We start from the raw sequence: 14,677 nt of genomic DNA on the forward strand, positions 1-14,677 counted from the left end.
GAACGGCCCCCGTGGCGTACGGAGGGCCCCGCACTGCCCGCGAAGCCATGAGGCGGAGCGCGCACAAGGCTCCGAGGAACCCGGCTGATCACAACCTCGCACCGGCCCCGGGAGGTCAGGCCCCGACCGTGGCCCGTTCGGAACTCGTCTCCGCACGGCCCATGGAGCAGTCTCGATTCCAACAGTGGCCGTACCGGGCCGGCGGCGTAGCGTCCCGCGGCCGGCGGGGAGGGGGCATGGTGCTTCGCGACACGGTAACGGGGACGGAAACCTGGGTCACCGAGCTGCTCAACCGCCGCCCCGTGGGGGGCTTGGCGCTGGGCGTGGTCCGTAACGGCTCGCTGGAGTACTTCCGCGGGCACGGCCTCGCAGACCTGGCATCCCGTACTCCGATCACCGAGGACACGGTCTTCCGTGTGGCCTCGATCAGCAAGACCTTCACCGCGATCGCGGTGCTGCAGCTGTGGGAGCAGGGCCGGGTGGACCTGGACGCGCCGGCCGACACCTACCTGCACGCCTTCCGGCTGGTCCCGGCCGACGCATCCTTCCGGCCGGTGACTTTGCGGCACCTGCTGACCCACACCGGGGGCATCGGCGAACTGCGCGGTCCTGCCGACCTGTTCAGGCCGAATGCCGGGGAAGGAATGCGCACGGACCGTCCGCTGCCGCCGCTCGCCGGGTACTACCGCCGCGGGCTGCGCATCGACGCCGAACCGGGGACGCGATGGACGTACGCCAACCACGGATTCGCCGCGCTCGGCCAGATCGTCGAGGACGTCAGCGGGGTGCCCTTCGACCGCTACCTGCATCATCACGTCTTCACGCCCCTCGGCATGACCGACACCTCCCTGGTCCGCTCCGAGCGGATCCGCCGGCGTCTCGCGACGGGATACCGGCTGTCCAGGCGGGGAATGGCAAAGGTCACCGACCGGGAGCGGGCGACACCCGGCGCGTCCGCCGTCTACTCCACGATGCGGGACATGGCCCGTTACGTTGCGGCCCTGCTCAACGGCGGAGCCAACGAGCACGGATCCATTCTCGAATCCGCCACGCTCGCCGCCATGTTCCGGCCCCACTACCAGCCCGACCCCAGAGTGCCGGGCATGGGCCTGGGTTTCTTCCGCGGCGAGGCGGGCGGCCACCGTCTCATCGAGCACCAAGGCATCCTGCCCGGCTTCACCTCGCAGATGTTCCTGGCCCCGGATGACGGCATCGGCGTGCTGGCCTTCACCAACGCGGCGCACCGCGCCCTGCTGTGGCTGCCCGCCGAGTCCGCCGCTCTCGTCCGCCACTTGCTCGGCCTCCCGCAGGAAGCGCTGCGCACCGATAACCCGCACCGCCCTGATACGTGGGGCAAGTTGTGCGGCCGGTACCTCCTGCCCGGTCGGCTCACGGATGTCCGCGCCAGGGCCATGGCCGGCACCGCCGCCGAAGTCCTCGTCCGCCGAGGTCGGCTCACCCTGCGGATCCTGACCCCGGTGCCCGCCCTGCTCCGCGGGCTTGAGCTCCACCCCGACGACGCGAACGACCCTTCCGTGTTCCGGATCGACCTCTCGGCGTTCGGAATCGGCGTTCCCCGGGTCGTCTTCGGCAGCCCCGGGGACGACGCGGCGGCCACCTCTCTCCACTTCGTCCCGATCCCGCTCACGCTGCGTGCACGGGAGGGCGCACGTCGCCGCTGGGACGGGAACTACGTGCTCCGCTGATACCTGCGACAGCGTGCGCGGGACCTTCGCCCGACGTGGTGATGACCATGATGCGGCAGGTCGCCGTCGGCAGCCGTCCACCCCGTATCGGCAGGTGACCGCTCACCGGCACGCTCTTCGCCGCGTCTGCTCCGGGGCGCTCGCCGCGCGCCGCCTCTGCCGGGCGGCTCGTTGCCGCGGTTGACATCGCTGGGGTTCAAGTTACTCTCAATATTGCTAAGAATATTGGTAATCAATGAACTGAGGTAGAATGGGTGCCGACGAGACCACCGAGCCGTACCGGTGGCGATGGCTGATCCTGGTGGTGATGATCGTCGCTGAGGTCATGGATCTCCTGGACGCGTCGATCGTCAACGTCGCCGGGCCGGCGCTGGAGGAGTCCCTGGGCGCCAGTTCCGTCGGACTGCAGTGGGTGATCGGCGGTTATGCCCTCACGCTGGGGGCCGGGCTGGTGCTGGGCGGCAGGCTCGGCGACCGCTACGGGCGGCGCCGTATGTTCCTGATCGGTCTGACGGCGTTCACCGCGAGCTCGCTGCTGTGCGCTCTGGCGCCGGACATCGAGTTGCTGATCGCCTTCCGGCTGATGCAGGGCACCGCCGGGGCGATGCTCCTCCCGCAGGGACTGGGCCTGCTGCGGGAGAACTTCTCCGGGCCCGAACTCACCAAGGTGTTCGCGGTCTTCGGTCCCGCTCTCGGCCTGGGCGGCATCATCGGCCCGGTACTGGGCGGCGGCCTCATCGAGGGGGACTTCTTCGGGCTGGGCTGGCGCTCGGTGTTCCTGGTCAATCTGCCCATCGGTATCGCGGCCCTGGTCATCGCCGCGAAGTTCGTACCGAAGAAGGCGGGCGACCGTACGGTGAGCGTCGACATGGTCGGCGCGGCGCTGGTCGCGGTGTCCTGTGCGCTGCTGGTGCTGCCGCTGAACCAGGGGCAGGAGGACGGCTGGCCGCTGTGGACGTGGCTGTGCATGGCCGCCTCGGCCATCGGTTTCGCCCTGTTCGCGCTGCAGCAGCGCCGTACGGCCGCGGCAGGCCGTGAGCCGCTGGTGACCCCCGGCCTGCTGCGCAAGCCCGCCTTCACCGTCGGGCTCGGCGGCATCGCCCTGTTCTTCGGCGGGCTGATCGGTACGCAGCTCGTACTGACCCTGTACCTGCAGATCGGCCGGCACTTCACCGCCGGGGACGCGGGCCTGGGCAACCTCCCGCTCGCGGTGGGTACGGCGATCGGCGGCGCGGTCAGCGGCGCCGTCCTCGCCGACAGGATCGGCCGCAAGGTCCTTCAGATCGGGCCGCTGGTCCAGCTGGCCGGTGCGGCTCTGCTCTGGTTCGAGCTCGACGGCCTCGACGCGGCCTCGTTCTCGATCTGGGACATCGCCCCGGGCGTGGCGGTGGCGGGTGTCGGGGCGGGCATCGTGATCGCCGCCCTGTTCAGCTTCATCCTCGCGGCCGTCGACGACAGCGAGATCGGCTCCGCCTCCGGGGTGCTGACCGCGGTGCAGTCCATCGGCGGCTCCATCGGGGTGGCGGTCTTCGGCTCGGTGTTCTTCGCACAGGCCAAGACCGGCGACTTCACCGCCGGCTTCCACCACGCGCTGATCGTCCAGGCGTGTCTGCTGGCGGCGTTCCTCGCCGTCACCTTCCTGCTGCCGAAGAAGGCCCGTCCCGAGGACGAGCAGCACGGCATCACCCCCGATGCCTGTGCTCCCGGCTCCGGGGCGAAGCAGGACATCACCGTGTGATCCCCGGCCCGGGGCCGCTCGCGGGACGGCCCCGGGCCGGCGTATCCGCAGCGAACGTGAGAAGAGGACAAGGGGAGCGTCATGACCCATCGGAACGTACTGATCGCGGGGGCGGGCATCGCCGGCCCGGCCCTGGCCTACTGGCTCCACCGGCACGGCATCGCGGCCACCGTCGTCGAGCGCGCCCCCGCTGTCCGGGAGGGCGGGCAGACCGTGGACCTGCGGGGCGCCGGGCGGGACGTTGCCCGCAGGATGGGACTGGAGCGCGTCCTGCGCTCCCATTCCACCCATGAGGAGGGCATCCGGTTCGTCGACGAGGCAGGCCGGGTCAAGGCCGCCCTGCCCACCGGAGCCTTCGGCGGACAGGGCCCCGTCGCCGAGCTGGAAATCCTGCGCGCCGACCTCTCCCGCCTCCTGTACGAGGAGACGCGGCCCTACACCGAGTACCTGTTCGCCGACGAGATCACGCAGCTGTCGCAGCGCGACGAGAACGTGCACGTGACGTTCCGCAGCGGCCACGACCGGGCCTTCGACCTCGTCGTCGCCGCCGACGGCGCCCGCTCACGCACCCGCGACCTCGTCTTCGGCGACACGACGGACACCAGGCCCGTGGGCCTGACCACCGCGTACTTCACCATCCCCGGCCATCCTTCCGACGGCCGCTGGGCACGCTGGTACAACGCCACCGGAGGGCGCACGGTGACCCTGCGCCCCGACAACCGGGGCACCACCCGCGCTTCGCTGTCCTTCCTGTCCCCACCTCGCGGACACGAGCGGCTGGCCCCGGACGCGCAGAAGCAGCTCCTGCATTGCAAGTTCAACGACGCCGGCTGGGAAGCGCCCCGTGTCCTGGCCGCCATGGACACCGCGCCGGACTTCTTCTTCGACTGTGTCACCCAGGTCCGTATGCCCCGCTGGTCCCGGGGGCGGGTCGCCGTCCTCGGCGACGCCGGGTACTGCGCGTCCCCGCTGAGCGGGATGGGCACCAGTCTCGCCTTCACCGGCGCCTACGTCCTGGCCGGCGAACTCGCCCACCACGCTCATCACACGCACGCCTTCAACCGCTACGAAGCGGTACTGCGGCCCTACGTCGAACGGGCCCAGGATCTGCCGCCCGGCGTACCCCGCGCCGCCACACCCCTGACCCGGGCCGGAATCCGCACCCTGCACACCGTCCTCAAGGCCGCCGCCCGGCCCAGCGTCGCCGGTGCGCTGAACCGCTTCTTCGTTCCGCCCGCCGACACCGTCGCTCTGCCTTCCTACAGTTTCTAGTTCTCACGCATCATGGGACACCGATACCTTCAGTGACAGTGAAAGCAGCTTCATCCTCATGACGGCCAACCGGTCCCCCGAGCCTCAGCCCGATGCTTCCGCGCAGGGCACCATCCGCGACCAACTGCGTCATCTGACGCGTCGACAGCAGCGGTTCGAGCGGTTCCTGGGCAGGCAGCTGCAGGTCGATCCCGCCGGTCTCGCGGTGATGGACCACCTGGTCAACGTGGGACCGGCGACGCCGAGCGAACTGGCCCGCGAACTGTCCACCTCGACTGCCGCGATGACGCTGGTGATCGACCGCCTCGCGGACGGCGGGCACGTCAGCAGGGAGCGGCACCCCACCGACCGGCGCAAGGTGATCGTCAAGCCTGCGGAGCACTGGGAGGCGGCCGCCTTTGAGCACATCGAGCCCCTCGTCGACGGCATTGCCGAGATCACCGGGTCCATGACACAGCAGGAGCAGGCCACGGTGGCCGCGTTCCTCGATCGGGCGGTGGCCGCCTACGACCGGGCGACGAAGGCATAGGCGGCCTGCCGGGCCACGATGCTGATCAGCTTCCACGCCACCCTCTCGATACCCATGCTGCCGCCGAACAGGGCCGGAAGGACCGGCGCGAGCACCGCCCGCCTGGCCATACGCACGGCATGTGCGTCGAAACGGCGGCACGTACCGGTGGCGGTGCACTCCAGAGGACCGGAACGCACGGCAGCGGACCCCAGGTCCGGGCTCGGCGTGGGTGGTGCTGGAGGTCGTCGGCAGCGCCGTGAGCCAACGGCCCGGTCTTGGCCGCTGAAATAGGGAATGCGCTGTGCCATTGGCCCATTGATTCGGGTTGGTGTTGAGCCAGTGGTGTGAACGATGGTTAGCTTGTTGATCTCTGCAATAACCATGGCGTTGCGCTGGGCCGCGCCGGACGGCAATGAAGCCGCTAGGTCCACCGCAGCGCCTTTGCCGTGCCCGCTGGGGGCGGGCGGCAGACGCATCGAGGACGTTGAGTAAGAAGGGGGCGGTTTCCGCACGTGAAGAGGATGTTCGTCGCACCGGATCCAGGGCTGCTGCGCCTTCGTACGTCGTTGCGTGCCGTGATCGGCTGTTCTTTGGCGGTCGCCGTCGCCGAACTGGCCGGATTCCCGCTGTCCGCTTCCATCCTCGGTGGGCTCGCGGCTCTGCTGGCGCTCTTCACCGTCCAGGATTCGACCGTACGTGACCAGGCGGTGACCACCGCCCTGCTGCCCGCCGTCGGCTTCCCCGTGCTGGCCCTCGCGGCGGTGCTCCATGACATCCCCCTCGCACGCGATGCCGCCTTCCTCGCGGTGGTGCTGTGCGGGGTCTACGCCCGGCGCTGGGGGCCGCGCGGCCACGCCCTGGGGATCTTCGGCTTCATGATGTTCTTCGCCACGCAGTTCCTGCATGCCGGCGTTGACGGGCTCCCGCAGCTCTATGCCGCAGTGGCGCTGGCGCTCGCGGCCACCTCGACGGTCCGCTTCGGGCTGTGGTGCATCGAGCGTCGTAATCCGCCGCCCGCAGCGCCGGCGCTCCCCGAGGTACGCGGGTTGGCCCGGCCCACTACCCGGCAGGCCGTCCAGGCCACCGTCGCCTGCGGTTTCGCGCTCGCCATCGGGCAGATCGTCTCCGGCGAACGCTGGTACTGGGCGGTCGGCGCCGCCTGGTGGATCTTCGTCAACACCGCCTCGCGCGGCGAGACCCTGGTCCGAGGCTTCCGCCGTGTGCTGGGCACCGTCGTCGGCATCGCGGCGGGACTGCTGATCGCGGTCCCGCTGCACGGCGCGGTGATTCCCACGGCCGCGCTCCTGGCGGTGTGCGTCTTCGGGATCTTCTACACCGCGGCCCCCTCGTACAGCTGGATGATGGGCGCAGTGACGTTGCTGGCCGGACTGCTCTACGGCCTGCTGGGGGTGCTGGACACCGGCCTGCTCGGGCTGCGCCTGGCGGAGACCTGCGTGGGGGCGCTGGGTGCCGCGCTGAGTGTGCTCTTCGTGCTGCCCGTCACGACCCATGTCACGAACGACACCTGGATCCGGCGTGCCCTGAGCTGTGTGCATGAGTGCACCGCTGTGGCCGCCGCCCGTATCGCGGGCTCCGAGACCGCTGACCCCGCCCCGCGCGTCGCTGAGCTGGAGATGCTGCTGGGCAAGGTGCGGCTCTCGCTGGCGCCGCTGGTGCATCCGCTGAATCCGATGCGGGCCCGCAAGGGCCGGGCGCGGCAGGTGCTCGCGCTGCTCGACACCTGCGCCCGTGAGGTGCGGGGGCTGGCATCCATCGCCGCCGACCCCGAGGCCTCGCACGACGCCCGTCTGACCGCGGCCTGCCAGCGTGTGGAGGCCGCCGTCGAGGCCCTCACCGCCCCGCGCCGGACGCGGGACGCGACGGCCACCACTGCCGCGATGGCCCAGCCGCCCGTCGCCGAGCCCGCGCTCGTCCACCTCCACGGTCTGGAGAGTGCCTTGGCCGAGCTGGCCGCGCCGCTGCACAGCACTCGGCGCTCGCCCCTGGTCGGAGCCTGATCCGGTCCTTCGAGGCCGGTGTTGCGACCTCGGCCGGGCGTCCGTCGTATGGAGTCGCACGGGACGGACTCCGGCACGGCTGAAGGTGCCGCGGCCCCGCGTTGCTGGAAGGCCCTCGTAGTACAGCTACGAGGGCCTTCGGCCGTCTTGTGCTCGTACGACTCGGAGATGGACGCACGGTGGAGGCGGCCTGGCCGAGACGCGGGCCCTCAGCTTGTGCGTGGACCCCAGCGGGGCGCCCGCTGCCTGCCCTGCATGCTCGCCGCGTTACTGCCTCGTGGCGGAACTGGCAGCGCAACCCGGTGCCTTGTGTTCGCACGCGTCGGACGACGCGCGCTGCCCTGGGCGGGGGGCACAGGCTTTCGCGCTAGCGCGTTCCCTTCCCGCGTCGAACCCGGGGCCCGAGTCCGTCACCGCCCGACCCGCGTCGCCTCCCGGTACACGAGCGTCGCCGCCGCGAGGTCGGCCAGGCCGCTGCCGACGGACTTGAAGACGGTGATCTGTTCGGCGTCGCTGCGGCCGGGGACTGTGCCCCGGCACAGCTCGGCGAGCGTGCCCGCGATGTCGGACTCGGCCAGCACCCCGGCGGCGATGGGCTGGGTGAGGTCTCCGGACTCGCGTACGGCGACGGGTGTGTCGATGAAGACCGTGCCCCGGCGCAGGCAGGCGTCGTCGGCCTCCCGCATGTCGGGGCGGAAGCTGCCGATGAGATCGAGGTGGGTGCCGGGTTGGAGCCACTCGCCGCGTACGACCGGTTCGGTGGCCAAGGTGGCGCAGGTGATCAGGTCGGCCCGGGAGGCCGCTTCGGCGAGGTCGTCGACGGGGTGCGCGTCCATGCCGTCGGCCCGCAGGTCCTGTACGAGCCGCGCCACGCGCTCGGCGGACCTCCCGTGCACCAGCACCGTCCGGGTCTTGAGCACGCTGCGGTGGGCCGCCGCGGCCAGGCTGCCGATGTGCCCGGTCCCCACGATCAGGTGGACGGCGCTGTCCGGGCGCGCGAGGTGGGCGGCGGCCAGCGCCGAGGTGGCGACCGTACGGCGCCGGGTCAGCTCGTCCCCGTCGATGACGGCCAGATGCCGGCCGGTCTCCGCGTCGGCCAGGATGTACGCCGAGGACAGCGCGGGACGGCCCGCTGCCGCGTTGCCGGGAAAGACGTTGACCAGCTTCACACCCAGGAACCCGCCCTCCGTCCAGGACGGCATCAGCAGCAGGGTGCCGCCCGGGTCGCCGCCGATGGTGTGGTGGTGACGGTCGGGGGAGTGCGCACCGCGCGCGAAGGCGTCGCCCAGGGCCGGGACGAGGGTGTCGAACTCCAGGTACCGGGCGGTCTGTTCGGCGGTGATGTCGAGCACGGCTCTCCTCTGGTCCACGGCGGTACGGCTGCCGGTGCGTACAGGTGCATAGGGGTGCGTACGGGTACGTGTGGTGCCATCAGTCACCTGACGTCACCGGCCGGGGCCTGGCAACGACCGCCACGCGGGCTGTCCACCACGCGGGCCGCCCGTCACCACACCTCCCCGCACACCCGCTACCCACCGGCCCGCTCGCCACTACTCTCCAAGGCGCGGCATCGGCCCCTGCCACGCGGTGTACGGCCGGTGCGGACGGACTGTTAGCGTCGGCGCGTACGGCTGGTACATACCAATAGCGGATGAGGGGCAGGCACGTGGTCACGACGAACAGCGGACGGCGCGCGTACATCGGATCGTTCACGACGGCGGGGGGCGCCGGCATCACCACCGCGGCTGTCGACCCCGACACCGGCGCGCTCACTCCGCTGCACTCCACGGCCGAGGTGGCCAACCCCTCCTACCTCGTCCCGGCCCCCGACGGGCGGCACCTGTACGCGGTCAGCGAGACCGGTGACGGCGCGGCAGCCGCCTTCGCCCTGACGGATACGGGTACGGACGAGGGCCATGGCCTCCGCCTCCTCGCCCCGCCCACCTCGGTCCAGGGCGCCGACCCCACCCACCTCGCCCTGGGCGCGGGCCATCTGCTGACCGCCAACTACTCCTCCGGCAGCGTCACCGCGCTCCCGGTACGCCCGGACGGCGCGCTCGCCGGTTCCGCCACCGTGCTGCGGCACGAGGGCAAGGGCCCGCACCCCGACCGCCAGCGCGGTCCGCACGCGCACGCCGTACAGGCGGACCCCACCGGCCGCTGGGTGCTGAGCATCGACCTGGGTACCGACTCTGTGCGGATCTGCCAACTCGACGCCACTGACGGCGTGTTGAGCCTGCACAGGGAGATCCCGCTGCGCCCGGGCAGCGGCCCCCGCCACCTGGCCTTCCACCCGAGCGGCGACCACGCGTACATCATCAACGAACTCGAATCGACGGTCACGGCCTGCCGTTGGGACGCCTCCGAGGGCGCCCTCACCCCGCTCGCCGAGACCGACATCCTCCCGGAGGACGCCGACGCCACCTCCAACTACCCCTCCGAGCTGGTGATTTCGCCCGACGGCCGGTTCGCCTGGGCCGCCAACCGCGGCCACGACAGCATCGCCGTACTCGCCCTCGACGAGACCGGCGAACGGCTGACCCTGGTCACCACCGTCCCCTGCGGCGGCCACTGGCCCCGAGACCTGGCACTGCACCCCGACGGACGACACCTCTACGCCGCCAACGAGCGCTCCGGCGACGTCACTTGGTTCACCATTGACCCCCGTACCGGCATCCCGGCACCCGGCGGCTCCATCGAGGCCCCGGCCGCCTCCTGCGTCGTCTTCGTCTGAGGCGCCTCGGCTCGCCACAAGCATCCGGTCGGTGAGTCGCGGCGGGGCGCCCCGGCTCATCGGCCGGGGTGCCGCTGGCCTTCCGTCCGGCGTCGGCGCACGTCCGCACCGGCCGAATCGCGCGTGGCGCCGACTTCGAAGAGTGGCTACGGCGGTGCCGCTGGCCCCACCTTGAGGCGACTCGCGGCGGCCTTACCCCAAACGGACATGCTCCGTGGCGACTTCGAGCGGCCCCGGCGCCCATTAGTCGAGATGCCTTCCAGTGGGGCCAGCGCAAGCCGCCCTTGAGCCTCCGAGTGGAGCCACGGCAAGCCGACCCGGGATGGGGCCGACAACGCCGCCGTAGCCTTCGAAGACACCGGCGCGCCGCCCACTTTGACGGCCTTCGCCCCGAGCCCGGTGTGCCCGTGACATCCGGCGAGCCGCCGCACACGGTGACGTCAAGAGGCTCCCACGCGCCGTCGCCGTCGGCGGACACGCGGCGAGCCGCCTCGATCCCGCCCGAGGAAGCCAGCGCTCGTCGACCGATCTCGGCGGCCCCACGCAGCCTCGCGGGCCGGCCTCTGCGTACGCGCTGCGCCGCTTCCGGGCTCCGGGCGCCTGATGGCCCTCGCGGGCGCGCACGTCCCCGTACGCGCGTCCGTCCCACCCCGTCTGCGCCGTACGCGCCCGCAAAGCCCGCCGGGCCGCCCGCGCGCAGTGCGCACGAGCGGCCCGGCGAGAGCGTGGCGTCGGGGCGGCTAGCGGACCGGCGCCGCCTGGGGGACGGGCTGGAGGGCGATGCCCAGGGCGGTCGCGTAGTTGGAGAGGACCAGGCGGCCGACGGCGGTGTAGGCGCCGAGCGGCTCGGCCGAGGCGCAGCCGGCCTCGGCGGCGGCCGCGGTGAGCACGCCGTCGGCGATCTCCGGGCCGATCAGGTACGGGGCCAGGGCCAGCTGCTGGGAGCCGGAGGAGCGCAGCTGGTCCGCCGTACGGGAGATGGCGCCCTCCTCGTCCAGCGCGGCGGCCAGGACCGGCACGGCCAGGCGCGCGGCCAGCAGCATGCCGGTGATCCCGGCGGCCTGGATGGCCTCCTCGCCGCCGACGGTGGCCAGCACGATGCCGTCCGCGGCCGTCGCGACCGTGAACAGCCGGGCCCGGTCTGCGCGCGCCAGGCCCGCCTCGGAGAGCCGTACGTGCAGGGCCTCGGCGAGCAGCGGGTGCGGGCCCAGGACGTCGGTCAGCTCGGCGCCGGACCCGCTGTTCATGATGGCCTGGCGTATACGGCGCAGCAGGGCGCTGTCGGGGCCTGCCAGCAGCGGCACGACCACCGCGGCGGGGCCCTCCGCGGCGCCCTCGCCGACGCGGGCCTTGTGCTCGGCGGCGGTCTGTGCAAGCACGGCCTCGAGCGAGGGGAACTCCGGGTCGCCGCCGTCGACGTAACCGATCCGGGCGTTGAGGCCGGGCAGCTCGGAGCGGGCGATGAAGGAGACCTCATCCGCCAGGCTCCGGGAGACGGCGGTGGGGGTGCCGGGAACGGCCAGAACCAGAGCGGGTGCGCCCTCGGGCGCGGAGGCGGGCTCCGGGCGGCGGTGGCGTCCGGACTGGCGGGGACGCGGCATTCGTACAGGCAGGCCGGGTGCGGGCCCAGTGGGGGAACTCATGGCGCCGCATGCTAACGCCTCGGTGCACCCCTGCGCGGAGGGAGGGTTGAGTCGGGAGGTATCCGTCCCGATTTATCCCGCGCGTCAGTGTGTCGGAAGTGGGGAAAACGTCACACCGGAGCTGACGGCGTGTAAGGCGCGGCAGGTGAGGTGATCTGCAACAACGCGGGGTCGGCAGGCAGCAGGAGCCGGTCGGTGGCGAGCGCGGCGGCGATGCGCAGGGCCCCGTCCAGGGGGTCTCCGGCGGGCTCGACGGGACGTGCTCGGGGCAGCCGCGCGGCCAGGGCGCGGCGCAGCGGTGCCAGCAGGGGCTCGCCCATGCGGAAAAGGCCTCCGGTCAGCGCCACTTCGCTGTCCTCTCCGGGCGGGCAGACGGCGGCGGCCGCGTCGGCGATGTGCCCGGCGGCCTCGCGCAGGATGCCGGCCGCCACCGGGTCCCGGTCCGCGCAGCGGGCCACCTCGGGGGCGAAGGAGGCCAGTACGGCGGGCCGGTCGGCCCGCGGGTACAGGGTGCCGGGCAGCTCGGCCACGGCGCCGAAGACGGCTTCGGTACGGGCCAGCAGCGCCGCCGAGCCGCCCGGCCTGCCGTCGTGCGCGCGCAGCGCGGCCTCCAGCCCGGCGCGGCCGATCCACGCGCCGCTGCCGCAGTCGCCCAGCAGGTGGCCCCAGCCGTCGGCCCGCCGCCAGCCGCCCGCTGCCGTCAGGTCCGTACCGGTGGCGATCAGGCCGGTGCCCGCGGCGACCACGACCCCGGGGCGCTGGCCGAGCGCACCGGCGTAGGCGGTCACCGCGTCGGCGGCCAGGGCGAGTTGGCGTACGCCCAGGGAGCTGCCCAGCGCCGCGGGCAGCCGGGCGCGCAGGTCGGCGCCGAGGGATGCCATGCCGGCCGCGCCCACGCACACCGCCGTGAACCGTTCGCCGCCGACCTTGGCGAGCAACTCGCTTGCCATCGGCAGGAGTTGGTCGAGCAGGTGTCCGGCGTCGATGCCGCGCCGGCCCGTACGCACCGGCTCCGACCAGGCGTGTGAGGCGAGCGGTCCGGGGGCGTCGCCGTCCTCGCCGTTGGCGTGGGCGACGGCGATGCGCAGCCCGGAGCCGCCGGAGTCCACGCCGAGCACGAACCCGGCATCCCGGCTTGCCGCCGGGCCCGGGGCGCGCGAGGGCGTCCCGCCCGGCGGTGTGCGCCGCGTGGTGCCCGGCGGTGTGCGCCGCGTGGTGCCCGGCGGTGTGCTGTGCGTCGTGCCCGGGGGCTCAGCCAAAGCCGCGGGCGTCCTGCTTCAGCGCCGTGTCGACGGTCAGCGCGGTGGCCACGACCAGGCTCAGCAGCGGGTCGGGGAGCTGGTGGTGAATCTGCAGGACGTAGTTGTCCGCGGTGGTGAACATGGTCTTGGCCAGGCCCTCCCAGGTCTTGGTGATCCGGGCGACCTCGGTCTCGGCGTGGTCGACGATCGCGAAGTTCCAGGCCCGCCAGTTCTCGGCCTTGATGGCGCCGATCTGCTGGCCGTTCGCCATCATCGCGAAGTTGATCTTGCCGATGGCGTTCTGCTGGACGATCTCACCGACGGGCTGCCCGTCGGGCCGCTGCACGATCACCTTGGACTTGATGAACTTCGCCGGCCGCGTCAGCACCATCTGCGGCTGCCCGTAGGCGTCCCGGATCTCCAGCTTGTGGGTCATGTACTGATCCAGGCTGGAGACGACCCGCAGCACCTTCTTGGCCGTGCTCTGGCCGACCTGCACCACCGTGCCGAGGGTGTTGCCGTTCTGGTCGAAGACGCCGTACTCGTTGGTGACCTCGATCAGCTTCGCCTTCTGGTTCACCACCAGGATCGGCTCGGTGAACAGGGTGCCGCCGCCCGGCCCGGTCGGCCCGACCCCGGCCTGCTGCTGCACCTGGCGCTGCACCCGCCCGGGATCGGCGGCCTGCCGGCCCGGCATGCCCGGCTGGGGCGCGTACTGCTGCTGCATCTGCTGGCCGGGGGCCTGCTGCAGCTGCATCTGCTGCTGCGGGTGACCCTGCTGCCCGTACGGCTGTCCGCCCGGCGGGGCCATCTGCGGCGGGGACGCCTGCTGGGGGGCCTGCTGCTGGGGAGTCTGTGCCGGCATCGCAGCCTGCTGGGGCTGTCGGCCCGGGTGCGTGTGCTCGGTCCATCGGGAGCCGTCCCACCAGCGCAGCTGGTCGGGCGTGCCCTGAGGGTCGGCGTACCAACCCGCAGGGATGTTCGCATTCGTCATGCGGGAACACTACCGTCCGCGGTCGCGACCGCCCGGCGGCCGGCTTACGGCAGCTGCCAGTCCACCGGCTGGGCCCCCTGGCGTACGAGGAGGTCGTTGGTACGGCTGAAGGGGCGCGAACCGAAGAAGCCGCGGTCGGCCGACATGGGGGAGGGGTGCGAGGACTCCACGGCCGGCAGGTCGCCCAGCAGCGGCCGCAGATTGCGGGCGTCGCGCCCCCACAGGATCGACACCAGCGGGGTGCCCCGCGCCACCAGCGCGCGGATGGCCTGCTCGGTGACCTCTTCCCAGCCCTTGCCGCGGTGTGCCGCGGGCTTGCGGGGCGCGGTGGTCAGCGCCCTGTTCAGCAGCAGCACTCCCTGCCGGGTCCACGGCGTCAGATCGCCGTTGGAGGGCCGGGGCAGCCCGAGGTCGGAGTTCATCTCGCGGTAGATGTTCTCCAGGCTGCCCGGCAGCGGGCGTACCTCCGGCGCGACCGAGAAGCTCAGCCCCACCGCATGCCCCGGTGTCGGATACGGGTCCTGGCCGACGATGAGGACGCGTACCTCATCGAAGGGCTGTTGGAAGGCGCGCAGCACATTGCTGCCAGCCGGGAGGTAAGTACGCCCCGCGGCGATCTCGGCCCGAAGGAAGTCGCCCATCGCGGCGATACGGTCCGCGACGGGCTCAAGTGCCTTGGCCCAGCCCGGTTCGACGATTTCATGCAGAGGTCGTGCAGCCACGGGTGTCACCCTACTGGCCCAGCCGTGCTCCCTTTGACCCGATCCCCGGATCGACGCCACCGACCTCCCCGCTCACCCCGCTCTCCGCTCCGTCTCTC

General features: G+C 72.2%; 12 protein-coding genes. 6 read left to right on the top strand and 6 right to left on the bottom strand.

Annotated elements, in window-relative coordinates; translation table 11 throughout:
• The first annotated feature begins 236 nt into the window (after positions 1-236).
• The 4 genes from AC4IJH_RS01165 to AC4IJH_RS01180 all read left to right on the top strand — a co-directional run bounded on the left by AC4IJH_RS01165 (position 237) and on the right by AC4IJH_RS01180 (position 5,245).
• On the top strand, positions 237-1,706 hold the full coding sequence (locus AC4IJH_RS01165; RefSeq protein ID WP_490849521.1) for a serine hydrolase domain-containing protein: 1,470 nt from the start codon (positions 237-239) through the stop codon (positions 1,704-1,706).
• Positions 1,707-1,956: 250 nt separating this feature from the next.
• Positions 1,957-3,444, top strand: a complete 1,488-nt coding sequence (locus AC4IJH_RS01170; protein WP_490849522.1) for an MFS transporter — start codon at positions 1,957-1,959, stop codon at positions 3,442-3,444.
• Positions 3,445-3,525: 81 nt separating this feature from the next.
• The gene (locus AC4IJH_RS01175) at positions 3,526-4,716 is read left to right on the top strand and encodes an FAD-dependent monooxygenase (RefSeq protein WP_490849523.1); all 1,191 of its coding nucleotides are present in this window, start codon (positions 3,526-3,528) and stop codon (positions 4,714-4,716) included.
• A gap of 58 nt (positions 4,717-4,774) precedes the next feature.
• On the top strand, positions 4,775-5,245 hold the full coding sequence (locus AC4IJH_RS01180) for a MarR family winged helix-turn-helix transcriptional regulator (protein ID WP_490849524.1): 471 nt from the start codon (positions 4,775-4,777) through the stop codon (positions 5,243-5,245).
• Here the strand turns inward: AC4IJH_RS01180 and AC4IJH_RS01185 are convergent.
• Positions 5,221-5,361, bottom strand: a complete 141-nt coding sequence (locus AC4IJH_RS01185) for a hypothetical protein (RefSeq protein WP_490849525.1) — start codon at positions 5,359-5,361, stop codon at positions 5,221-5,223. The two genes, AC4IJH_RS01180 and AC4IJH_RS01185, sit on opposite strands and share 25 nt — an antisense overlap.
• Positions 5,362-5,748: 387 nt before the next feature.
• Between AC4IJH_RS01185 and AC4IJH_RS01190 the strand changes: the two genes are divergently transcribed.
• Positions 5,749-7,245 (top strand): FUSC family protein, encoded by a 1,497-nt coding sequence (locus AC4IJH_RS01190; RefSeq protein WP_490849526.1) that lies wholly within the window; start codon positions 5,749-5,751, stop codon positions 7,243-7,245.
• Between the two features lie 410 nt (positions 7,246-7,655).
• Here AC4IJH_RS01190 and lhpI read toward each other — a convergent pair whose 3' ends face one another.
• Entirely contained in the window at positions 7,656-8,597 is a 942-nt protein-coding gene (lhpI, locus tag AC4IJH_RS01195; protein ID WP_490849527.1) for a bifunctional Delta(1)-pyrroline-2-carboxylate/Delta(1)-piperideine-2-carboxylate reductase, read from the bottom strand.
• Positions 8,598-8,896: 299 nt separating this feature from the next.
• Here lhpI and AC4IJH_RS01200 point away from each other — a divergent pair, with 299 nt between their 5' ends.
• On the top strand, positions 8,897-9,979 hold the full coding sequence (locus AC4IJH_RS01200; protein WP_490849528.1) for a lactonase family protein: 1,083 nt from the start codon (positions 8,897-8,899) through the stop codon (positions 9,977-9,979).
• A gap of 740 nt (positions 9,980-10,719) precedes the next feature.
• On the opposite strand, the gene AC4IJH_RS01205 is transcribed toward AC4IJH_RS01200, so the two are convergent.
• The 4 genes from AC4IJH_RS01205 to AC4IJH_RS01220 all read right to left on the bottom strand — a co-directional run bounded on the left by AC4IJH_RS01205 (position 10,720) and on the right by AC4IJH_RS01220 (position 14,579).
• Positions 10,720-11,580, bottom strand: coding sequence for a sirohydrochlorin chelatase (locus AC4IJH_RS01205; protein ID WP_490849529.1), 861 nt, complete (start codon positions 11,578-11,580; stop codon positions 10,720-10,722).
• 152 nt (positions 11,581-11,732) lie between these two features.
• Positions 11,733-12,740 carry an N-acetylglucosamine kinase gene (locus tag AC4IJH_RS01210; RefSeq protein ID WP_490849703.1) on the bottom strand — a complete coding sequence of 336 codons (1,008 nt, stop codon included), beginning with the start codon at positions 12,738-12,740 and terminating at the stop codon, positions 11,733-11,735.
• 133 nt (positions 12,741-12,873) lie between these two features.
• Complete coding sequence (locus AC4IJH_RS01215) at positions 12,874-13,857, bottom strand: LURP-one-related family protein (protein ID WP_490849530.1); 984 nt, start codon at positions 13,855-13,857, stop codon at positions 12,874-12,876.
• Positions 13,858-13,901: 44 nt separating this feature from the next.
• Positions 13,902-14,579, bottom strand: a complete 678-nt coding sequence (locus tag AC4IJH_RS01220; RefSeq protein WP_490849531.1) for a uracil-DNA glycosylase — start codon at positions 14,577-14,579, stop codon at positions 13,902-13,904.
• Positions 14,580-14,677 lie beyond the last annotated feature (98 nt).

This window comes from Streptomyces sp. UF-297 (assembly GCF_058245575.1).

Bases quoted from the DNA above. Each gene is read 5' to 3' on its own strand.
- AC4IJH_RS01165 (WP_490849521.1), top strand. From the start codon at position 237: ATGGTGCTTCGCGACACGGTAACGGGGACGGAAACCTGGGTCACCGAG.
- AC4IJH_RS01170 (WP_490849522.1), top strand. From the start codon at position 1,957: ATGGGTGCCGACGAGACCACCGAGCCGTACCGGTGGCGATGGCTGATC.
- AC4IJH_RS01175 (WP_490849523.1), top strand. From the start codon at position 3,526: ATGACCCATCGGAACGTACTGATCGCGGGGGCGGGCATCGCCGGCCCG.
- AC4IJH_RS01180 (WP_490849524.1), top strand. From the start codon at position 4,775: ATGACGGCCAACCGGTCCCCCGAGCCTCAGCCCGATGCTTCCGCGCAG.
- AC4IJH_RS01190 (WP_490849526.1), top strand. From the start codon at position 5,749: ATGTTCGTCGCACCGGATCCAGGGCTGCTGCGCCTTCGTACGTCGTTG.
- AC4IJH_RS01200 (WP_490849528.1), top strand. From the start codon at position 8,897: ATGAGGGGCAGGCACGTGGTCACGACGAACAGCGGACGGCGCGCGTAC.
- AC4IJH_RS01205 (WP_490849529.1), bottom strand. From the start codon at position 11,580: ATGCCGCGTCCCCGCCAGTCCGGACGCCACCGCCGCCCGGAGCCCGCC.
- AC4IJH_RS01215 (WP_490849530.1), bottom strand. From the start codon at position 13,857: ATGACGAATGCGAACATCCCTGCGGGTTGGTACGCCGACCCTCAGGGC.